18 protein-coding genes are annotated in these 20,451 nt (G+C 45.6%); 11 read left to right on the top strand and 7 right to left on the bottom strand.

What is annotated here, in order from left to right; genetic code table 11:
• The first annotated feature begins 127 nt into the window (after positions 1-127).
• From QUA97_RS08035 to QUA97_RS08000, 8 genes are all read left to right on the top strand, one after another.
• Positions 128-439 (top strand): carbon dioxide-concentrating mechanism protein CcmK, encoded by a 312-nt coding sequence (locus QUA97_RS08035; RefSeq protein ID WP_006635059.1) that lies wholly within the window; start codon positions 128-130, stop codon positions 437-439.
• A 108-nt stretch (positions 440-547) separates the two neighbouring features.
• Positions 548-889, top strand: coding sequence for a carbon dioxide-concentrating mechanism protein CcmK (locus tag QUA97_RS08030; RefSeq protein ID WP_006635058.1), 342 nt, complete (start codon positions 548-550; stop codon positions 887-889).
• A 276-nt stretch (positions 890-1,165) separates the two neighbouring features.
• Positions 1,166-1,471 (top strand): EutN/CcmL family microcompartment protein, encoded by a 306-nt coding sequence (locus QUA97_RS08025; RefSeq protein WP_194070432.1) that lies wholly within the window; start codon positions 1,166-1,168, stop codon positions 1,469-1,471.
• Positions 1,472-1,702: 231 nt separating this feature from the next.
• On the top strand, positions 1,703-3,358 hold the full coding sequence (locus QUA97_RS08020) for a ribulose bisphosphate carboxylase small subunit (protein ID WP_194070431.1): 1,656 nt from the start codon (positions 1,703-1,705) through the stop codon (positions 3,356-3,358).
• 388 nt (positions 3,359-3,746) lie between these two features.
• Complete coding sequence (locus QUA97_RS08015; RefSeq protein WP_333194298.1) at positions 3,747-4,409, top strand: carbon dioxide concentrating mechanism protein; 663 nt, start codon at positions 3,747-3,749, stop codon at positions 4,407-4,409.
• Between the two features lie 334 nt (positions 4,410-4,743).
• Complete coding sequence (locus QUA97_RS08010) at positions 4,744-5,517, top strand: carbon dioxide-concentrating mechanism protein CcmK (protein WP_333194296.1); 774 nt, start codon at positions 4,744-4,746, stop codon at positions 5,515-5,517.
• Positions 5,518-5,642: 125 nt separating this feature from the next.
• On the top strand, positions 5,643-6,824 hold the full coding sequence (locus QUA97_RS08005) for an RNA-guided endonuclease InsQ/TnpB family protein (RefSeq protein ID WP_194070428.1): 1,182 nt from the start codon (positions 5,643-5,645) through the stop codon (positions 6,822-6,824).
• Positions 6,825-7,492: 668 nt separating this feature from the next.
• Positions 7,493-8,533 (top strand): tetratricopeptide repeat protein, encoded by a 1,041-nt coding sequence (locus tag QUA97_RS08000; protein WP_194070426.1) that lies wholly within the window; start codon positions 7,493-7,495, stop codon positions 8,531-8,533.
• A 269-nt stretch (positions 8,534-8,802) separates the two neighbouring features.
• Here the strand turns inward: QUA97_RS08000 and hemL are convergent, their stop codons facing one another.
• Positions 8,803-10,104 carry a glutamate-1-semialdehyde 2,1-aminomutase gene (gene hemL, locus QUA97_RS07995; RefSeq protein WP_333194293.1) on the bottom strand — a complete coding sequence of 434 codons (1,302 nt, stop codon included), beginning with the start codon at positions 10,102-10,104 and terminating at the stop codon, positions 8,803-8,805.
• Between the two features lie 403 nt (positions 10,105-10,507).
• Here hemL and hisIE point away from each other — a divergent pair, with 403 nt between their 5' ends.
• The gene (hisIE, locus tag QUA97_RS07990) at positions 10,508-11,158 is read left to right on the top strand and encodes a bifunctional phosphoribosyl-AMP cyclohydrolase/phosphoribosyl-ATP diphosphatase HisIE (protein WP_333194291.1); all 651 of its coding nucleotides are present in this window, start codon (positions 10,508-10,510) and stop codon (positions 11,156-11,158) included.
• 94 nt (positions 11,159-11,252) lie between these two features.
• Here the strand turns inward: hisIE and QUA97_RS07985 are convergent, their stop codons facing one another.
• Positions 11,253-13,355, bottom strand: a complete 2,103-nt coding sequence (locus tag QUA97_RS07985) for an iron uptake porin (RefSeq protein WP_333194289.1) — start codon at positions 13,353-13,355, stop codon at positions 11,253-11,255.
• Positions 13,356-13,492: 137 nt separating this feature from the next.
• Here QUA97_RS07985 and QUA97_RS07980 point away from each other — a divergent pair, with 137 nt between their 5' ends.
• A complete protein-coding gene (locus QUA97_RS07980; protein WP_194067189.1) occupies positions 13,493-13,657 on the top strand; it encodes a hypothetical protein in 165 nt (54 codons plus the stop codon).
• Between the two features lie 121 nt (positions 13,658-13,778).
• Here the strand turns inward: QUA97_RS07980 and QUA97_RS07975 are convergent, their stop codons facing one another.
• Positions 13,779-15,065: an MFS transporter gene (locus QUA97_RS07975; RefSeq protein ID WP_333194286.1), complete on the bottom strand. Its 1,287-nt coding sequence runs from the start codon at positions 15,063-15,065 to the stop codon at positions 13,779-13,781.
• Between the two features lie 358 nt (positions 15,066-15,423).
• On the opposite strand from QUA97_RS07975, the gene QUA97_RS07970 reads away from it, so the two are divergent.
• On the top strand, positions 15,424-15,930 hold the full coding sequence (locus tag QUA97_RS07970) for a hypothetical protein (RefSeq protein ID WP_333194284.1): 507 nt from the start codon (positions 15,424-15,426) through the stop codon (positions 15,928-15,930).
• Positions 15,931-16,172: 242 nt separating this feature from the next.
• Here QUA97_RS07970 and QUA97_RS07965 read toward each other — a convergent pair whose 3' ends face one another.
• From QUA97_RS07965 to QUA97_RS07950, 4 genes are all read right to left on the bottom strand, one after another.
• A complete protein-coding gene (locus tag QUA97_RS07965; protein ID WP_194067192.1) occupies positions 16,173-16,466 on the bottom strand; it encodes a TMEM165/GDT1 family protein in 294 nt (97 codons plus the stop codon).
• A gap of 346 nt (positions 16,467-16,812) precedes the next feature.
• On the bottom strand, positions 16,813-17,280 hold the full coding sequence (locus tag QUA97_RS07960; RefSeq protein WP_333194281.1) for a TMEM165/GDT1 family protein: 468 nt from the start codon (positions 17,278-17,280) through the stop codon (positions 16,813-16,815).
• Between the two features lie 472 nt (positions 17,281-17,752).
• The gene (gene upp / locus QUA97_RS07955) at positions 17,753-18,403 is read right to left on the bottom strand and encodes a uracil phosphoribosyltransferase (RefSeq protein WP_194067233.1); all 651 of its coding nucleotides are present in this window, start codon (positions 18,401-18,403) and stop codon (positions 17,753-17,755) included.
• A 136-nt stretch (positions 18,404-18,539) separates the two neighbouring features.
• Positions 18,540-19,973, bottom strand: coding sequence for an RNA-guided endonuclease InsQ/TnpB family protein (locus QUA97_RS07950; protein WP_333194279.1), 1,434 nt, complete (start codon positions 19,971-19,973; stop codon positions 18,540-18,542).
• Positions 19,974-20,451: the final 478 nt, after the last annotated feature.

Raw genomic sequence — 20,451 nt, 5'->3', positions numbered from 1 at the left:
CTATTCTATAAGGATAGGAAGCTTTACACTGCATTCCTAAATAATGTGGCCTTCCCCGTCCAAATTTTTAGATTTCTCAAAGATTTGTAACGGTAATTCCGCTCATGCTTAAATTGGAGATTCAAAAATGTCAATAGCCGTGGGAATGATTGAGACAAAAGGTTTTCCCGCCGTTGTGGAAGCTGCCGACGCTATGGTCAAAGCTGCTCGCGTTACCCTTGTGGGTTATGAAAAAATCGGCAGCGCCCGCGTCACAGTGATTGTGCGTGGCAACGTGTCGGAAGTCCAAGCCTCAGTCGCAGCCGGAGTGGAATCCGTCAAGCGGGTGAACGGCGGAGAAGTAGTCTCTACCCACATCATCGCTCGCCCCCACGAAAACCTAGAATACGTTCTGCCCATTCGTTACACAGAAGCAGTAGAACAGTTCCGAGGCTACTAAGTTCTTAGCCCACAGAAAATTAATTTGACGAAAAGTTGGACTAAAATCAGTACGCTCGTCAAAAATTAACAGTTTAGTTCCCCAAATATTCAATCAGGAGTAAAACCAATGGCAATTGCAGTTGGCATGATCGAAACCCTAGGCTTCCCCGCAGTCGTGGAAGCAGCAGACGCAATGGTCAAAGCAGCCCGCGTCACCTTGGTAGGGTACGAAAAAATCGGTAGCGCTCGGGTTACAGTCATTGTAAGAGGAGATGTCTCGGAAGTGCAAGCTTCCGTAGCCGCTGGAGTAGAGTCGGTGAAGCGCGTTAACGGCGGACAAGTGATGTCCACCCACATTATCGCCCGCCCTCACGAAAACTTGGAGTACGTGCTACCCATTCGCTATACCGAAGCTGTAGAACAGTTCCGTGAAGGCGTCAGCGGTATTCGTCCCCTCAACAGATCTTAAGACGGGCGATCGGCTGTTCGGGGCATTTGGTAATTAAAACTTGAAAATTAAAAATTAAAAAGCGCGAAATTTTTGATTTAGCATTTTTAATTTTTAATTGATGCGGGCATGGGATATTGGTTATTAGTCATCAGTCATCAGTCATTAGTCACGAGTCATTAGTTACTAGACGAAAAACTCTCTTTGCAGACATCGGACTGAGGAAAGCTAATTTAAAAAAGACAAGTGACAGCGTAAAAATGACAGTTACCAATTACCAATTACCAATTACCTAAAATGCAAATGGCCAAAGTTCTCGGCACAGTTGTCAGTACCCAAAAAGAGCCGACGCTGAGAGGATCGAAATTTCTACTCCTGCAATTCATCAATGAAGAAGGTTTGCCAGTTCCCGGATATGAAGTAGCGGCTGACTGTGTGGGCGCTGGTATAGATGAATGGGTTTTAGTGACCAAAGGTAGCGCAGCCCGGATCGCGCCCGGGAGCGAAAACCGTCCGATCGATGCTCTGGTAGTAGGCATTATAGATACTGTCAATGTAGAAAACCGCCTCATTTACAGTAAAAAAGACGACCCATACCGCTAGTTGACAGGAAAGCAGTTGACAGGAAAGCAATTGGCAGGAAAGCAGTTGACAGTTGACAGTTGACAGGAAAGCAGTTGGCAGTTGACAGTTGACAATGAACAGCTAACAGTGAACAGCTAACAGTGAACAGTGAACAGCTAACAGTGAACAGTGAACAGTTGACAGCTAACAACTAACAACTAACAACTAACAACTAACAAAAAAATTTTTCAGCTTAGGAGAACTTAATTTATGGCAGTCCGCAACGTTGCGGCTCCCCCGACGCCTTGGTCGAAAAACTTGGCTGAGCCCAAAATTCACGATACCGCCTACGTACATTCCTTTTCTAACATTATTGGGGATGTGCATATCGGTTCTAATGTGATGATTGCCCCCGGGACATCTATCCGCGCCGATGAAGGCACTCCTTTTTATATTGGAGGAGGAAGCAACATTCAAGACGGAGTAGTGATTCACGGCCTAGAACAAGGCCGAGTCACAGGAGACGACGACAAATCTTATTCTGTGTGGGTGGGGAAAAATACTTCGCTCACGCACATGAGTTTAATTCACGGCCCTGCCTACGTGGGCGACGAGTGCTTTATCGGCTTTCGCTCTACGGTGTTCAATGCCAGGGTGGGAAACGGGTGCATTGTGATGATGCACGTATTAATTCAAGATGTGGAGATTCCCCCCGGTAAGTACATACCTTCGGGAGCTATCATCACCAATCAGCAGCAAGCCGATCGCTTGCCAGATGTTCTAGATTCAGATGTAAAATTTGCGACCCACGTCATCGGCATCAATGACGCTCTGAGAACGGGTTATCGCTGCGCTGACAACATTGCCTGTCTAGCACCAATTCGCAACGAGCAAGCTAAAAACTCAAATATCACTCAAATGAATTATTCTACTCAAACCGGCAGCCAATTGAGTTCTTCTATAACTGATAGCATCCGCAATTTACTAGCCCAAGGATACAGCGTGGGAGCGGAACACGCCGACGCGCGCCGCTTCCGTACCGGTTCTTGGCGCACTTGCGGCCCGATTTCCTCAACCCGCGACTCAGAAGTAATCGCAGCTTTGTCGGCTTGCATGGCCGACCACCAAGGAGAATACGTCCGCTTGATCGGGATTGACACCAAAGCCAAGCGCCGCGTACTCGAAGAAATTGTCCAAAGACCGGGAGAAAACGGCTCTAGCGGTTCTAACGGCGCAAAAACTCACCAATCTAACGGTCAATTTGCACAAGCTTCTCACCGCAATACCGGTTCTGCCTCCAGCAGCGGCAAATTGAGCGCGGAAACAGTGGCGACTGTTCGCGGCTTGCTAAGTCAAGGTTACAAAGTGGGGACGGAACACGCCGACGCGCGCCGCTTCCGTACCAGTTCCTGGCAAAGCGGGGCTTCGCTGCAAACGAGAAATGAATCTGAGGCGATCGCCGCTTTAGAATCTGTGATGAACCAATATCCTGGCGAATACGTGCGCTTGATCGGGATTGACCCGAAAGCTAAACGCCGCGTGGTTGAAGAAATTATTCAGCGTCCCGACGGCCCAGTAGCTCAATCGGCTCAGTCTGGTGCAACCTCGGGATTCAAAGCAGGGAAAGGTAAAGAAGCTTACACAGGTGCGGTCGCCAGCAGCGGCATCTTGACCGGCAAGGCGATCGACCAAATCCGCAACCTGCTCTCCCAAGGCTACAAAATTGGCACCGAACACGCCGACGCGCGCCGTTTCCGCACCGGTTCTTGGAGTAGTTGCGCGCCGATCGACTCCAACCGCGAATCCGAAGTAATTTCGGCTCTCGAAAGCTGTCTCCAAGAACACAGCGGCGAGTACGTCCGCTTGCTCGGTATCGACTCCAAGGCCAAACGTCGCGTACTCGAAGAAATCATCCAGCGCCCTTAAGAACGCCTGGTAATTAGCTTGTTTCTCCCGTTAAGTGCTCGCGTTGGGCTAATGGGAGAACCAACCCTAGGATTCAAGTTTGGTTTGAGAGAGTTAAACAGTTCGATTGAGAATTTTTGGGAAAAATTTAAGATTTTCTCAAACTTTATAAAAAATCTTAAAGCCCGAACAAAATTTAGGCAAAAAAGGTTTGATGCGTTACTTACATGGGTAAGGTACGCAAGTTTAAGCCTGCGTAATTTAGGTTTAGATTCAGTCTCGATCGAGCTTTTCAATATTAGTAATTTCTCGTTTATTGGATGGATGCGGTTAATTTTTTTGAGTCAATAAAACCCATAAATTAAAGTCCTTTTCTCTAAAAAAATAGCTCATTTCATGGTAAAGTTGAATGTATTTATCGCCACTGCAATTAAGTAGCAACTCTCAGATTTTGATGAGTGGCGATGTAGTTGTGAATGAAAGTGCGGCGATCGCCCCAGGAGTCATCCTGCAAGCAGATCCGGGAAGTCGGATCTCGATCGCCGCCGGTGCGTGTATCGGGATGGGAACTATCCTTCACGCCCGTGAAGGCGATCTGGACATCGGGGCGGGCGCGATTCTGGGTGCAGGGGTGCTGGTAGTAGGCGCGGGGACGATCGGCGAAAATGCCTGTATAGGCGCGGCGACAACCCTGATTAATCCTTCTATCGACAAACTGCAAATTTTGCCAGCCGGTTCTCTGATCGGAGATACCAGCCGCCAAGTACCAGCAGAAGTAACCGCAGAAGCAGAAGCACCCCCGGAACCGGAACCTCCCCCAGTTAGTACGCCGGCGGTCGATCGACCGACCGATGAGCCAACCGCGGCCCCCACACAGCCTCAAACACCGCCGGAGACATCCCCACAACCGCTGCAAGACACTGCCTCAGACCAGCCCCAACCAGCAGATACCCCAACTATTCTGTACGGCCAAGCTCACATCAATCGGCTGCTGGGGACGCTGTTTCCGCACCGACAAGCTTTTAATCGATCGGAGGAAAACGGTCAAACTCTCTCGGGCGGTTCCGGGTAGCGGTAAGTCGATTTTAGATTTTAGATTTGAGATTTATTTCGCAGATCGATCTGAGAGATTGAAATTTTGTCTGAATTTTGGGCTTGACCCTCAAAACTGTCAAGGGCTTGTATTGACAATGTTGGGGCGTGGTCATTTCAGCAAAAGGCAGCTATGCTGAAGGCAGAATAAAAAAAATATAAATAGGTAATCTTATATTATTGGTAGCTCAGCAATTTTTAAGGCTTTGCAGCAGAAATCTGTGTCTGGCAGCTCGTGCAGTCTGTCTTGTCATCTGAGAAACTACAATTATCCACAAATTTTAATTTTGAGAAGTTTCTAAAGGTAATTGAAGATGGACGGACAAATAGATCGTAAAATTGACCCCGATCGCTCGCAGCGCCAAGAATATTTCAAAGATACTGCTTTGGGTTTGGTATCTACCAAGAGTTTTCCGGCAATTGTCGGGACTGCTGACATGATGCTGAAGTCGGCGGGGGTGATTTTAGTAGGATACGAAAAAATTGGTTCCGGTCACTGTACGGCGATCGTCCGGGGCAGAATTTCGGACGTGCGTTTGGCTGTGGAAGCAGGAGCTCAGACAGCAGAACAGTTCGGACAGTTTGTTTCTAAATTGGTGATTGCCAGACCTTTGGCTAATTTGGAAGTGGTTTTGCCGATCGGCTTCCGGCTGACTGAACTCTCCGAAAGCGGCAATTATTCGCGGCTGAGCAATCAGGCGATCGGTTTGCTCGAAACGCGGGGATTTCCGGCAATGGTCGGTGCTTGCGATGCTATGCTCAAATCCGCAGACGTACACTTGGCCGCCTACGAGAAAATTGGCGCAGGTTTGTGTACGGCAATTATTCGCGGTGCAGTTGCAGATGTCGCAGTCGCCGTAGAAGCCGGGATGTACGAAGCTGAACGCATTGGCGAGTTGAACGCGGTGATGGTAATTCCGAGGCCTTTGGAAGATTTGGAACAAACTTTGCCGCTGGCGAGTTGCTGGATAGAACACCGCAAACCTGTGATGATGCCAATCTCTGTTCAGGAAAAGGAAAAAGAATTGGTCGAACTTCCAGATTTGGAGAAATTGAGAGTTTATGTGGAAGAGGAAGTCGAGCGGTAATCGGTAATTTTTCAAAGAAATGGGTTTAAAACCCCGTCGTTCTAGGACGGCTTTAATTCCTTCTGAATTTTCCTGACTGTGTTAAAATAGTATGGCATACTAAAGTAGTAAAACAGCTAAAAAAAATGAAAGCAAGGTTCCAATACAGATTCTATCCAACCGATAGACAACGCCATAGTTTGGCTCAGTTGTTTGGTTGTGTAAGAGTTGTTTGGAACGATGCCTTGGCTGTTAGTAGATGTGGCAAATATCCTGAGTACAACACTCTATCCAAGTCTCTAACTATATCTAAAAAGACAGAAGAAAGGGCATGGTTGAACGATGTTTCGTCCGTGCCGTTGCAACAATCCCTCAAACAGTTAGAGGTTGCTTACAAAAACTATTTTGATTCCCTAAAAGGGAAGAGAAAAGGCAAGAAAGTGGGTCAACCAAAATTCAAAAAAAAGACTAACAGTCAGTCTGCAACTTTTGCTAAAACAGGTTTCTCTATCAAAGGTGAGTCCGTGTACTTAGCAAAAATTGGAAATCTTAGCCCTATTTGGTCTAGGGAGTTACCATCAGAGCCTAGCTCTGTAACTGTACTAAAGGACTGTGCTAATCGCTATTTTTTAAGCTTTGTAGTAGAAGTTAAGCCCGTTCAAATTGATGCTAAAAACCCAAGTGTCGGAATTGATTTAGGGATTAAAACTTTTGCTGTGATGAGTAATGGGGAAAAAGCTAAAAGTCCAGACTATAAAGTGTTAGATCGAAAAATTCGTAAACTTCAAAAAAAGCTAGCTCGGCAATCTAAAGACTCGAAACGCAGAAATAGAACTCGGATTCAGATAGCCAAACTGCACAATCAAATTGCAGACACCCGTAAAGATTTCTTGCACAAGCTGTCAACCAAAATTGTTAGTGAAAACCAAACTATCGTTTTGGAAGACTTAAATGTGTCTGGAATGGTCAAAAACCGCAAACTTGCTAGAGCTATTAGTCTTCAGGGATGGAGAGAATTCCGAACTTTGTGCGAGGCAAAGTCTGAGAAGTTTGGTCGAGACTTTAGAGTAATTAGTCGCTGGGAGCCTACCAGTCAAATTTGCTCAGATTGCGGCTTTAAGTGGGGAAGACTGGATTTAAAAATCAGAGCGGTTCAGTGTTTGAATTGTGGCACTGAACACGAGCGCGATGAGAACGCTGCAAAAAATATAAACAAAGTCGGGATAGGGCATTGCCACGACTATAAACGGGCGCAGAGACAGAGTAAGACTATTTCGGTAGCATCAGTCAGTGAAGCGTCAAGAATCACCGCCCTAAAAGTGCGGTGAGTATGTCAACTAATTAGCCAGCAAAATTTTGTCAATATCTGCTGCGAGAAATACTGAGTTGAAATTGCTAAACAGGATATAAATTTTACTCAAGAGAAATGCGTGGAACAATTTATACCGAGGGGTGCGTCAAGCTTAATTTTGCTACCCGTGCCGATCGCACCTACATAGAGACACACAGAGCACCAGCGCCAACTAAAATGTTGAGCGAAAGTCGTAGCGTAGCGGGGCGTAAGCCATCGGGTAAACAATCGAACTCATAAATTAAATCCAGCCGAGGCTCGTGCTCTTTCAACATGATTTAACTGCTGTTAAGATCGACCTAAATCCTGTTTTGGGTAGATTTCCTGGAATAACTCAAGAGTTACTCTGGGTGTAAATGGATGCTGTTTCAACAGATTAACGTCTGTCGAACTCAACACAGAGTACAAAGGAATCTCTCCCCAGAATCAAGGAATCCTGAAAGTTAACCCCACCCAATAACCGACACCGTGCCGCCGACATTATAAATGTGCAGTTCCCAACACTTTAGACGCTTGTTCAAACTCCGGTGATTCACCCAGCAGCAAGTCAATCTAAAATCTAAAACTTGTTCAGAGCGAAGCCGAAGTATCTAAAACTTGTTCAGAGCGAAGCCGAAGTATCTAAAATCTCAAATCAACTCACCTATGAACCTCAAACAATTTTACAAGCGCGGTTTACATAGCGCCAAGAAAGGAAACTACGAAGCGGCGATCGAAGACTTCGATCAGATACTGCAGGAAAATCCCGCTGATGCCAAAGCATATAACAATCGCGGCTTAGTCTACTATTACATGAAAGATTACCAAAGGGCGATCGAAGACCTCAGCCAAGCACTAGATATCAATCCTAATTTGTTCGAGGCTTATCTGAATCGAGGTAATGCTTGGCGGCATCTCGGAGAAAACGACAAAGCCATTGAGGATCTCAACTGCGCTTTAGCAAACAAACCTGACAGTCACGCTATTTACAACAACCGGGGACTCGTACTTGCTAATTTAGGACATTACGAAGAAGCAATAGAAGACTACAATCAAGCTCTCTCGATCAATTCCCACAATTATAAAACCTATTACAACCGGGGGCGGGCTTACTACCTTTTGGGAGAAAAAGAGGCAGCAATAGAGAACTTTAATGAAACGCTGCGGTTGAATGCTAGATATATCAAGGCTTACATCAATCGCGGCCTCTGTTACCACCAACTAAAAGACAATACGCAGGCGATCGCCGATTACAACACTGCACTAGGAATCGATCCAAAAAATATTTATGCGTATTACAACAGAGGATGCGTGCGCTATAAATTAAAACAAATGCAGCTAGCAATAGAAGACTTTGACAAAGCAGTGGAACTAGATCCAAACTATGTCAAAGCTTATCTCAACCGAGGTTTAGCGCTGTACAAACTCGGAGAGATCGCAGCAGCCAACAAGGATTTTTACCACGTCATGTGCATTAATGCTGAAGCTTATTTATACTACCAAGCCCAGCGCTGCACGCCGGATATTAATTCCTACTTTAAGGAAGCGCCGCAGATGGAACAGAATAATGCTGTCGAATACTACAACACAACATTAAATACAATGTCAACTTCTCTAAGTTCGGCAGCATTAAACTCGATTTGGAATCAAGAAGATTTGGAAAGCAGAGACTCAATTATCTGTGAAGGTGAATTTCTCAACGAGTGAAGTAGTCAGTAGTCAGTAGTCAGTAGTCAGTAGTCAGTAGTCAGTAGTTAGGAGTCAGTAGTCAGTAGTCATTAGTCATTAGTCATACTAAATCTGGGTTTTGGATACCCTTTATGAACCAGTCGGCCTCGGCCGACTTTGTTTGACTTTCTGGCGGTTTAAACCGCCGAATCATCTGTTAAAAATTAAAGTCCTTGCAGTTTTTTGCAGCAAGGACTTTAATCGTTTATCCCTGAGTTTTAAGGACTTGCATTCGCAACCATCGCACTTTAAATACTAGCCATCACTTCGCGCGCTGCCGCCAAAGTGCGATCGATATCCTCATCAGTATGAGCCAAAGAAGTAAATCCAGCCTCAAACTGCGAAGGAGCCAGATAAATACCGTGCTCCAACATTCCGCGATGAAAGCGGCCAAACTTTGCTACATCCGACTTCTTAGCATCATCGTAATTGTGCACCGGGCCCGCCGCAAAAAACAAGCCAAACATCCCGCTAATTTGCCCGCCGCAAACCGCGTGTCCCGCTTCCTTAGCAATTTTCAGCAATCCGTCGGACAGTTTTTTCGTAATCCTATCCAACTGTTCGTAAGTGCCAGGTTTTTGCAGCAATTCCAAAGTTTTAATCCCAGCAGTCATCGCCAAAGGATTTCCCGAAAGCGTACCAGCTTGATACACAGGGCCCGCTGGAGCCACCATCCCCATAATATCGCGCCGTCCGCCGTAAGCTCCCACCGGCAAACCGCCGCCGATAACTTTACCCAAAGTTGTCAAGTCTGGGGTGACACCGAATTTTTCCTGAGCTCCGCCGTAGGCGATGCGGAAACCGGTCATTACTTCATCAAAAACTAATAAAGCACCGTTATCTTTGGTAATTTCCCGCAAACCTTCGAGAAAACCCGCATCCGGTACAATAAATCCGGCATTCCCTACAACTGGTTCGAGAATTACGCCTGCGATTTCGCCGGGATTTTCGGCAAATAAAGCCTTAACTGCTTCCAAGTCGTTGTAGGGAGCGTTGAGGGTGTTGGCGGTAGCAGATTTTGGCACGCCCGGAGAGTCGGGAAGCCCGAGAGTTGCGACACCCGAACCGGCTTTTACCAAAAACATATCGGCGTGCCCGTGATAGCAGCCTTCAAATTTAATCAATTTATCGCGTCCGGTGAAGGCTCGCATCAGTCGCAAAACGGCCATGCAGGCTTCGGTGCCGGAATTGACAAATCGCACCATTTCAATGCTGGGAACGGCATCAATCACCATTTCGGCGAGCACGTTTTCCAACAGCGAGGGTGCGCCGAAACTTGTACCTTTTTCTAAGGATTCGTGAAGGGCTTTGATGACTTCTGGGTGGGCGTGGCCGCAGATGGCTGGGCCCCAAGAGCCTACGTAGTCAATGTATTGGTTGCTGTCAACATCCCAAATGTAGGCTCCTTTTACCCTGTCAAAGACTATTGGCCCTCCGCCTACGGATTTGAAGGCGCGCACGGGGGAACTGACGCCACCGGGCATCAATTTCTGGGCGGCGGCAAAGATTTCTTCTGATTTGGTGGTTTTCAAGTGTGTTGTGGAAACCAATGTTTTCTCCTTAGTGAAGGTCTGTTGTTGCTAGAATACTTTTATAGCGACTTCAGGATAATGGTTAGGTCGATTTAAAGAAACTATGTTAATTGATTTTAGGATACAAACCAATCCGTAGCAATACTAGGTTAGGTTTTTCAGGCTTTGTACTGCTGGCACCGATCGCACTCAATTGTAATTTTTTGTAAAATTGTTGTTGACAATTTGTCCCTAACTTGCTATGTTGCCACAGGTGTCGATCGCCAAAAAGCTGTGTCTTCAGTAACTCGCTTCTGGCTTAAAGATTAGCTATCTCTTCTTTTCTTTTGTTTCTCTGTCTCAAGAGCGTCCTCTGCGGTTAATGAAAAGAATTGTCGGACAAAAAAGCGTAAATCTCTACTATCAAAGTTGAAATAAAATTATGTCTGCTACGGATTTGTCTAGTTTAAGCCGATCGATTCCCATTGAAAAGATTCGTTACGACGATCGCGGTTTAGTCCCGGCGATCGTCCAAGATTACTTAGACGGCACTGTATTGATGATGGCGTGGATGAATCGCGAGTCGCTGCAAAAAACCCTCGCAACCGGTCAAACTTGGTTCTGGAGTCGTTCTCGCGCCGAATTGTGGCCCAAAGGCGCGACTTCGGGACACTTTCAAAATGTCAAAGGGCTGCGTTACGACTGCGATAGCGATGCTTTGCTGGTGACAGTGGAACAAGTCGGAGATATTGCTTGTCACACGGGAGAAAGAAGTTGTTTTCACCAAGTTGATGGGGGAATTCAACCGCCGCCTGGAGATATGTTATCTCAATTATTTGCCGTAATTTGCGATCGGCGGGACAATCCTAACGAAACATCTTATACTTGCAAGTTGTTCGAGGGAGGCGACAATAAGATTCTCAAGAAGATTGGCGAAGAGTCGGCGGAAGTTGTGATGGCTTGCAAAGATGACGACAAAGACGGGATTGCTGGGGAAGTTGCCGATTTATTTTATCACGCTTTGGTTGCTTTGGCTCACCATCAAGTTGATTTGAGAGAAGTATATCGCAAATTGGGCGATCGCAGAAAATAATCGTTTGTAGTAAGGACTTTAATCCTTAAGTTGCCTAAATTTATGACAAAAAATTGAAGTCCTTACTACAAACAGATAATAGTGTCGCCACTTTTTAGAAAGTAAAAGTAGTGCGAAGAACGCCTACTCCTACAGTGTCATTATCCTTAGTACCTTCAGGATTGAACAACACAAAAGCCCCCGGTGTAATGCTGATATTATCGTTAACTTTGAAACGATAATAAGCCTCCAAATGGTAAGGAGTTGCTTTGTTGGCCTGAAAACGAGCACCGCCACTTACCGAATCGCGATCCAAAGGCTGTCCAAACAGAATACCTGCATTATTTCCTGATTTGAACAAATCTCGGAAATGTAAACCAAACATCCAACTGTTGAAAGTTGTAGAAGCATTGCTTCTTTCAGCATCAGCAATTATCCAAGCTCCATAGGTAGAAACAGCAACTTTCGGAGAAAGCCGCCAGGTTGCAGTACCGCCAAACGAATTGAGCCTCACCCCGCCGTTAACAGGTTCTCTATCTCTTCCCAAAATAGAACCCAAATCCGCATCAGATAATCCTGTAGCCAGAATATTCAATTGGTGGCGGCTGTAAGCGTAATTCAAACCAATGTCAATACTGCTAGTTGGTTTAATCGTTAACTGCGCCGCAGCAACCGTACTTCCCTCAAATAAACCAGCCCCCAACGGAGTAGCTGGAAAGCCTAAATCGTTAGGCAAAGCAGCATTTACACTGCCGTACAAAGCTGTGAGATTGAGCTTTTTAGAAATGTTCCAAATAAACCCGCCAGCCGATGCCAAACCGCTGCCAGAAGTGCCGCCCGATACGCGCACTACAGGGTTGTAACCTGCAAATCTAGAAATAGATTCTTGCCCTTCTCCTGCAAAAGGAGTGATTGCTTGAAAAGCATCGGAAGTTTCCGCCTTCGGGCCAGCAAATAAAGTGATGCTGTTAGAAACTGGAAAGACGTAAAGCAGTTTGTAAAGTTCAACTGTGTTAGCGCCAATGCTAGATAAATTCTGAGGGTTGATTCCGGGAAATTGTGGCTCAAAACTCAGCCTTGCCTGACTGTCAGATAAACCGCTAAATGCTCCCGTTGACAAACCCAAATCTGGCCCGAAGCTGCGAATGTTGTAAGCTTGCAAGCCTGTGATTAATGTGTCTTTGCCGGTGAAACTGGTAAGGAGATTCAGCCGCACTCGGTAATTGAAAACTGTCTGAGTATCGCTGTTATTGTTTTTGGTAGTGTCGGCAACACTAAAAATGGCTTCGCCGCTGAGTTTAGTTGTTGTCGAAAATTGATTTGCTTCTAATTCGGCGGTGCGGGATTCTAAAGCATCGACTCTACCGCGCAAAGTTGCCAATTCTGCTGCAAATTCTTCTTGCAATCTTTGGAGAGAAGCTAAATCTTCTTTGGTTGCTAAATTTCCCGTACCGCTTTTAATTAACTCTGTTACCTTATCCAAGCAAGCATTTAAACCGGCGGCGAATTCGTAGCGAGTCATTGCCCGATTGCCTCGGAATGTGCCGTCTGGATATCCCGCTATGCAGCCGTATCTTTCTACGAGAGATTGCAGGGCTTGAAATGCCCAGTCTGTCGGGCGCACGTCGGAGAGTTGCGAGACAGATGTTACTTGTTCGAGTTGGGTAGATTCGGGAGTTTGGCTGTTGGTTGGTGCGGGCTCTAAGGAAGCGCTGTTTTCGATTTCAGCTAACTTTTCTGAAGTAGGTGTTTGTGTTTGAGCAATGGCTGGTGCCGGGCTTGGGGCGGGAATCTCAGATGTGGTTTCTGTGACTTCGGCTGGTGCCGGGTTTTGGGCGGGAATCTCAGATGTGGTTTCTGTGACTTCGGCGGGGGCTTGGTTGGCTGGTGTTTCGGCTAAGTTTAATGAATCTTTTGGGGGATTTGCTGCGGTTAATGCTGCTGTTTCTGGCTGATTGAGGTTGGCGACGCGATCGTCTGTTGATGTGGTACTATCAACTGGTGGCTCCTCGATTTGTTTGAATTCTGATGTTTGAGGGATTTTGAGCGGATTTTCAACAGTTGTATTCAGGCTAATTTTATCATCTGACTCTTTGAAGTCTTGAGTGCTTAATGTTTCTCGATCTGCAATCGGTGGCATGGCTGCCAATGGTAAAGAACCAACAAGTAGATACAGTAAACCTGCTCCGCCGGCACTAAATAGTAAATGTGTTTTCATTGCGACTCCTCACCAAGAAATTCTAAAATTGCTAGTAGCTTTCTAGCGATTGTAAATCTATTTGGTAGCCAAATCCACAAGTTTTAAATTCATGACTTTTAGATTTTTTATATCTTTAATAAGTTCTGTAATAGATTATGCAAAAATGGTGTCGCTGTGCTCTTGGTAGGGGTTCAGGTGCGCCGAGTTACTATACAGATAGACTGTGTACGGAGGCGACTTTGTATAAAATAATTGCTTTAGTTTGCGGAAGCAGGGGCGACGATCGCTCTACCGGGTTTTTCGGCACAATATTTGCTTAAAACTTTCTATTTCGGTTCCAAAATCCGGTTTCTTGGTTCGGGTGTGTATGCCAAAAATGCCGATCGCAATTTGAGGGCGATCGGCATTTTTGGCAATTTATTTATTTGTCTAGTTGACATATCACAAAAGTTGTTTTTTTGCAATAATTTTTTCTTTCAACATGGGATCGAGCTTTCGCAAAATCGCGATCGCCAATATCACGCTAACAGCCAAACCCAACCAAAAATTATCCGCCCCCCATTTACCCCGATCCAAGGCGAAACCGCCCAGCGGCGGCCCGATTAAATAGCCGATCGCCCAACACTGAGAATTAAGCGCCAAATACACGCCTCGCAAAGACTCCGGCGCTAAATCCACCACCAAAGCCGAAGCAAAAGGCGTATAAGCAACTGTCGCTAAGGACAAAAAGCTCAAGCCTAAAACAGCTAAAAATAGATTGCCAGTTGCTGCCATTCCCGTCAAGCCGATCGCGATAAATCCCATTCCCCACAGCAGCGCCGAAATCATCAAAGCTTTTGGATGGGAAAACCCCCTCAAAGCTTTCACAATCGGCAGTTGCAAAGCTACCGTTAAAAATGTACTAAAAGCAAACAAAACGGTAATTGTACCTGTAGAAAAGCCTCCTCCCGATGTCCCCACCTGCACAAACTTACTAAAATACAGCGGCATTGTGGTTTGAATTTGGGAAATGTAGAGAGTGAACAAAATATTTACCGAGGCATATACTAGCAAAGTGCGATCGTTCAACGCCACCATCCAGCCATTTTTGAGATTTTTTGGGCTTGCATCTGTTGCAGTAGAAGGTTTATAGGTTTCTGAAATCGCGATCGCCACCACCGCAAACAGCACTATAAACGAGATACCGTCGATAATAAAGAGCGATCGATAATTCCCCGTTACCGCAATCAAAACACCGCCAAAAATAATCCCAACTTGCAAACCCAAATTATCAGCAAGCCGCGTCAAAGCAAAAGCCTCCTGTCGCCGATCGCCCTCCGTTAAATCCGCCACCATTGTCTCCGTTGGAGGCCAATACAAACCCACGCCAAAACCCATCAGTACATTTCCTGCAACTAAGCCGCCGAAATTATTAGTTGCCGCCAGTACAAAAGAAGCCACAGCCGCAATCATTGTCGCCAGCAATAAAGTTCGCCGCCTTCCCCAAAATTTAGAATCGCAAAAAGAACCGCCCAAAACGCGGCCGAATATTCCAGCAATTGAACCGATACCCAAACCGATACCAACAGCAGTTGCAGATAAACCGACGCGATCGACAAAAAAGATCGGCGCGTAAAATAAAGTAAAACCGGTGCCGCTTTGGGAGAGGAATCTGCCTGCGGCGAGAATCCAGACTTGAGTGGGGAGACGGGGAAGCCAAGATGATAGTTGAAATTTCAATTTAGGCATATACAGCAGATTGTAGGTCGATGGAGTTAGCAATTAGTGGTAAATTAATAGGGTGTCTCAGCTTGTAGCGGTCAATATATCGATCGAACAATCCCCGCTGACGCACCACCCTACAACGGACTAAATTAGTAGCGTGCCTCAGCTTTTAGCCGTTAATTATCTATAAAACAATCCGCTGCGGTTGCGCCTAAAATTACAAATGCTCGATCGCGCGATCGAACATTTTCCCGCCAGCTTAACAATTCTTCTAAGTCAGTTAAAAAAGTTACCATTCATTTAAAAATACTTAACACGATTTTCTAGAAAAGTTAGTTAAACTCTAGAAAAGGCAGAAAAAAATTTTAGAGGGTCTAATTATATGACAGCTATTACAACATCAAGAGTGGAATCAATCAAACCGCGCTGGCAAGCAATTGTCATGGTAGCCCTAATTTTCTGGCTCAGCGCTAGCCTGATTATGGATTTAGTAATTATGCCCAGCCTGTTTGTATCGGGAATGATGACATCTCCTGAGTTTGCAACAGCCGGAAATATGATGTTCTGGGGATTCAACCGCGTTGAGTTGATCTGTTCGGGCGTGGTAGCAACGGGTTTGATGGTTTTGAGCAATTTATTCGGTGACTTCGGCAAGCGCAGTCGCACAGCAATCATATTATCATTGGTACTTCTGGCGATCGCCCTGATTGACACCTACAGTCTCACACCTCAAATGAGCGCCTTGGGAATGCAGCTAAATCTGTTCGATTCAGCAGCAGAAATCCCCGCCGGGATGAATTTACTGCACCAAGGATATTTTGTCTTAGAAGCTGCGAAGTTGACCCTCGGCGCTACCTTAGTGGGCTGGTGCTACCAAAACCAAGTTTAACCGACACAATCCTCAGAGGTTGAGTTGATAAAAAACTCAAAAATTAGCGGCGGGCGTGAATTCACACCCGCCGTTAATTTTTGGAAATTTTAGCCATCTTGATATATAGCGGTTATCAAGCGTGGTGAGGTATGCCCAATGCCCGATGCCCAAGGCCCAATCCCTCCGCTTCGCGCTCGCCCTGTTTGGCCAATGCCGCATACTACCTCATCTTTCTGAAAAAGGCTATATTTCAGTCAATCCTACTCGGAAGCTTCCGCCTCATCAGATTTTGGCCACAGCAACCGCAAGCCCATTACCGCAAATCCGATCGCCGCGATCGTCTTTACCAATTGTTCCGGTAACACCTCCGCCGTACCTTGTCCAACCAAAACACCGATTAAACTAGCCAGCAACAGCGCCGACGCAGTGCCGAAAAATACAGCCCTAGGCGAGTTAGAACTGCTACCAAGGGCGATCGTAGCTAATTGACTTTTGTCACCCAATTCTGACAAAAACACCGTCATAAAAGTTATTCCTAAAAGTTGCCAATCCATGTTTATTTTTTAGTTATGAATTTGTAGGGCGCACAACGCGCACCGATTGAATTTGTAGACTTACCCACAGGCTCCCAGAAACCAGGTTTCTCTCCAAAATCTTCGGTTTCACCCAAAGATGCAGCCAGAAACCAGGTTTCTTGCAACTTATCCCCACCCAATCAGTAATATCAAATCCTCTCTTCATCGGAATAGTAAATTCACTGTTGACTGTTGACTGTTGACTGTTGACTGTTGACTGCTGACTGTTGACTGCTGACTGTTAACAGTTAACAGTTAACATCATGTATGAGTGCAACCTGACATGATATAATTACCATTTCTAAAATCTAAAATCTCAAATCGTTTATCCCAGCACTTCCCACAGCAAAGCCGCCGCAATCAGCAGCAAAATCACCCCAGCAGCTCTCTCCAAAGTTTTCGGAGCAATCCGACTAGCCAGCCACCTTCCCAGCAAAACCCCCAGCAAACTGGTTGCTATCAAAGCCGAACCCGCACCCGCAAAAACAATCCAAGGATTCCGAGATTCAGCCGTCATCAGCAAAATCGCGAGCTGAGTTTTGTCTCCAATTTCAGCAAAAAAAATAGTTCCAAACGTCGAAGCAAAAATTGCCCAGTGGTTGGGCTTCAGTCCTTTTTCTTCCTGACAAATATCGGCATTTGTACTCACTGAGAGTTCAACCTGCTCCGGGGTTAAAGCAGCACAACTCTTAGAAGCCTCTATTATTTGTGTTTGTAGGTGTTGTGGCAAGTCGGAATTGGGGGTGGGTGAGTCAGAACCAGACAAGCTTGGCGGTAAAGAATCAAGTTTCACGGGCAATGAGTGCTAAACGCTATTTATTTTTGACTTCTAGTTTTAATCTTAACTTTCTCTGTGCCTGATTTTACTTGCGCCCGGGTAATCTTTTTTACCGGAGTTTCCAGAAACTAATTCCAGAAACCACTCACCGCGCCTAAATACGCACAAATCGAACCAGACAATTTTAGATTTTAGATTGAAGAATTGGGGATGATTCACTGGATATGGGTTTAATCTCATGTCCGGTGAATTGACCGCAATCAGTAAGGTTCGTAGTACGTCAGTCAGTGTCCGCTCTTGCGTTGCGGACTCGCATTCGGCACGGGCGATCCGTTTTTGTTATAGTAATCGATCGCACATGATATGACGCTTCCCTACAGTTGCACGATTTAGGAAAAATGATACAACCGCGAGATTTATCTGTGGAATCAATTTTTCAATCAAAAATCCACAATCCACAATCCACAATCCAAAATCTAAAATTGTATTAGGTGCCGTAAGTTCGATCGCCCGCATCACCCAAACCAGGTACAATAAAACCCTGTTCGTTGACTGTTTCGTCGATCGTCGCCGTGTAAATAATCAAATTCGGGTACTCTGCACTCAGCATCTTCAAAGCTGGAGGAGCAACCACCACAGAAATAATCCGAATCAAGCTCGGATCAATTCCCCGCGAAGTCAACTCCCGCATAGTCGCCCCAATCGTACCACCAGTCGCCAGCATCGGCTCGCTAATTATCACCCGCGTTTGGGGATTAAACTGCGCCGGCAATTTATTCAGATAACAACTCGGTTGCAGCGTCTCCTCATTCCTCGCCATCCCCAGATGGTAAACCGAAGCCAGCGGCACCACCGTCTGAATTCCTTCCAGCAGCGACAAACCCGCCCGCAAAATCGGTACCACAACTAACGGAGCTTCCGGGTTAATAAACGTCGCCGGACATTGTGCCAAAGGTGTCTGCACCGTTGTCTCCACAGTCGGCAGCCAATCTCGAATTGCCTCGTAGGCCAGCCACCTTCCCAATTCTGTCATCGCAGAACGAAAAAGTACCGATGGGGTGGCCGCGTCGCGGGCGACAGCCAGCCAGTGTTTGATTAACGGATGTGGAGGAACGTAAACGCGCAGTTGCAGGGACATGAGGAAATTTCCGAGATTGCTAGGTTTCAGGGATTTTATGCACAGAGCGATCGTTTTCGTTGTAGCCCCCGTAGGGGCGGGCTTCGCTAACGATCGCTCTGTGCAACTTATCACAATCTGTGAACAAACCTGACGGTTAACGGAGTACCGTTAAACCGCAGGCTTCTTTTTCCTTTTTTGCAAAGGCCTTTTTGAGTGACGTAGAACCACCGCCACTTTCATAACTCAATCCAATCTTTTTTATAAGCTTGGCTGAATTTTCGTCTCTATCCAAAGACTCTCCGCACTGACAAGAATGCCATCTGTCGGATAATTCCTTCGGCACTTTATTGAGGCAATTCCAACAGTGCCCAGAAGTCCCCTTGGGGTCAATAAATAAACCGCTTTTACCCAATTTCCATGCAACATATTTGAGGACGGTAGCAAATTCACCATGAGCAGCATCAAGCATTGATTTGTTCAAACCACTTTTAGCCGCTTGACCATTTGGCAAATAAACCAAGTTACCATTGTCAATATCTGTCTTGACTTTGGCACGTCTGGTCAAATTCCTGATACTCAAATCTTCAATTACTAAAACATCGCACTTGCTAAATAAGTAATGCGCTGTTTTGAATTGAAAATCAAGTCTCGCTCTAGCGACAAATTGATGAAGCTTAGAAATCTTACTTTTGATAATCTGCCAAGCTTTAGAATCTTTAACTTTGTTGGCTAGTTTCGCTTGAAGCCTTGCTAACTTCTCAGCAGACTTTCTCAAGAATTTAGGATTTTCAACCCTTTCGCCATTAGAAAGGTAAGCGTAATTATTGATTCCCAAATCAATACCGATACTATTTTCTACGGTCGGTTGAATTTCTGCAACCGTTACGGGAACCGTTTTGTCTTCTAGCGCTAGGGAAATATACCACCCATCGGCTTCTCTGATAACTGTTCCCGTCTTGACCTTGAATCCTGTCGGTATTGGTCTATGAAAAACCATTGGCACTTGACCTATCTTTGCAAGGTTGATGCAAATTCTGTTTTGTTCATCCTTGATAATATTGAGATTATCTAATTGAGGATAAGTAAACGATTTGTAGTAGTGGAAACCTTTAAATTTGGGTTTACCTCTACGGTTGCCGTTTTTATCGGGGGTCGTAAAGTTTGAAAAGGAAGTTTCCACTCTGTTAACCACATCCTGTAAAACTTGGGAATCCAAGCTTTTGTAATCAGGAAATAGCTTCTTGGTGTTTTTTAGATCGGCTAACTGAATATTCAACCATTGAATATAACCACCTTCAATATTCGAGAAAACATCACCCTTTTTAGTTAGAGAGTTGCCTGAATCATCCTTTTTTCTACCATCCCTAGTTTGCGTTCTGGTTAAAGGAATATTTTGATAAATTTCCTCAAGTGGGACTATAGATGCTGTCAGAGGGCAGGCGTTGACAGGTGTTCTTGTTGCTTCCCACCATCTAAATCTTTCACTTAAGCGGTAGTTATACTGTCTGCGAGAGAGTTCTAGGTGGGCAGCAATTGTTGTCAGTTGGGCTTTTGTGGGCTTGAGGCGGTATTTGTACGTTAGCTGCATTGGAAACTTCCTTTTTTCGACCTACTTTAATTTACCATTTTCCTTGCTTCACTTTTTGGAAAATACATTGAAAATATAATTGTCGGGCTACGTCCGCGACGACCGACGCTTCTGGACATCCCTGCGGTAATTTATTCGGGGTACTCCGCGCAAGCGCTCCGAGATATCCCCTCTAAATATACCGAGGGACTTCCCGGCTGTTAGTTAATCGAAAATCTCAAATCGAAAATCGAAAATGGAAAATCCTACAACTGGCTTGGTTTGCCGACCGCCGCCAACTTATTGAAATATTTTTCCAATAGTGTTGACATTAATTAGCAACAAGGCTATAGTGATTTTTAGTGTTCTCCTCTCAAAGGATCGGCAGACGGGGGCAGTCGGCAATGGTAGACTGTTCCCGCATTTTTTTTGGGAAGCCAGAAGCCTTGCGAAGGAAGAGGGAAGAGGTCCGAGGGAAGAGGTCCGAGGGAAGAGGTCC

It is taken from the genome of Microcoleus sp. CZ3-B2, from assembly GCF_036705055.1.
GTDB lineage: Bacteria > Cyanobacteriota > Cyanobacteriia > Cyanobacteriales > Microcoleaceae > Microcoleus.
This window is presented reverse-complemented; position numbering and strand designations above follow the sequence as displayed.

What these genes read in the sequence shown, in the direction of transcription:
- QUA97_RS08010 (WP_333194296.1), top strand. Translation starts at nt 4,744, where the DNA reads ATGGACGGACAAATAGATCGTAAAATTGACCCCGATCGCTCGCAGCGC.
- QUA97_RS07950 (WP_333194279.1), bottom strand. Translation starts at nt 19,973, where the DNA reads ATGCAGCTAACGTACAAATACCGCCTCAAGCCCACAAAAGCCCAACTG.
- upp (WP_194067233.1), bottom strand. Translation starts at nt 18,403, where the DNA reads ATGTCCCTGCAACTGCGCGTTTACGTTCCTCCACATCCGTTAATCAAA.
- QUA97_RS08000 (WP_194070426.1), top strand. Translation starts at nt 7,493, where the DNA reads ATGAACCTCAAACAATTTTACAAGCGCGGTTTACATAGCGCCAAGAAA.
- QUA97_RS08005 (WP_194070428.1), top strand. Translation starts at nt 5,643, where the DNA reads ATGAAAGCAAGGTTCCAATACAGATTCTATCCAACCGATAGACAACGC.
- QUA97_RS08015 (WP_333194298.1), top strand. Translation starts at nt 3,747, where the DNA reads ATGTATTTATCGCCACTGCAATTAAGTAGCAACTCTCAGATTTTGATG.
- QUA97_RS07975 (WP_333194286.1), bottom strand. Translation starts at nt 15,065, where the DNA reads ATGCCTAAATTGAAATTTCAACTATCATCTTGGCTTCCCCGTCTCCCC.
- hisIE (WP_333194291.1), top strand. Translation starts at nt 10,508, where the DNA reads ATGTCTGCTACGGATTTGTCTAGTTTAAGCCGATCGATTCCCATTGAA.
- QUA97_RS08020 (WP_194070431.1), top strand. Translation starts at nt 1,703, where the DNA reads ATGGCAGTCCGCAACGTTGCGGCTCCCCCGACGCCTTGGTCGAAAAAC.
- QUA97_RS07970 (WP_333194284.1), top strand. Translation starts at nt 15,424, where the DNA reads ATGACAGCTATTACAACATCAAGAGTGGAATCAATCAAACCGCGCTGG.
- QUA97_RS07965 (WP_194067192.1), bottom strand. Translation starts at nt 16,466, where the DNA reads ATGGATTGGCAACTTTTAGGAATAACTTTTATGACGGTGTTTTTGTCA.
- QUA97_RS08035 (WP_006635059.1), top strand. Translation starts at nt 128, where the DNA reads ATGTCAATAGCCGTGGGAATGATTGAGACAAAAGGTTTTCCCGCCGTT.
- QUA97_RS08030 (WP_006635058.1), top strand. Translation starts at nt 548, where the DNA reads ATGGCAATTGCAGTTGGCATGATCGAAACCCTAGGCTTCCCCGCAGTC.
- QUA97_RS07980 (WP_194067189.1), top strand. Translation starts at nt 13,493, where the DNA reads ATGCAAAAATGGTGTCGCTGTGCTCTTGGTAGGGGTTCAGGTGCGCCG.
- QUA97_RS08025 (WP_194070432.1), top strand. Translation starts at nt 1,166, where the DNA reads ATGCAAATGGCCAAAGTTCTCGGCACAGTTGTCAGTACCCAAAAAGAG.
- QUA97_RS07985 (WP_333194289.1), bottom strand. Translation starts at nt 13,355, where the DNA reads ATGAAAACACATTTACTATTTAGTGCCGGCGGAGCAGGTTTACTGTAT.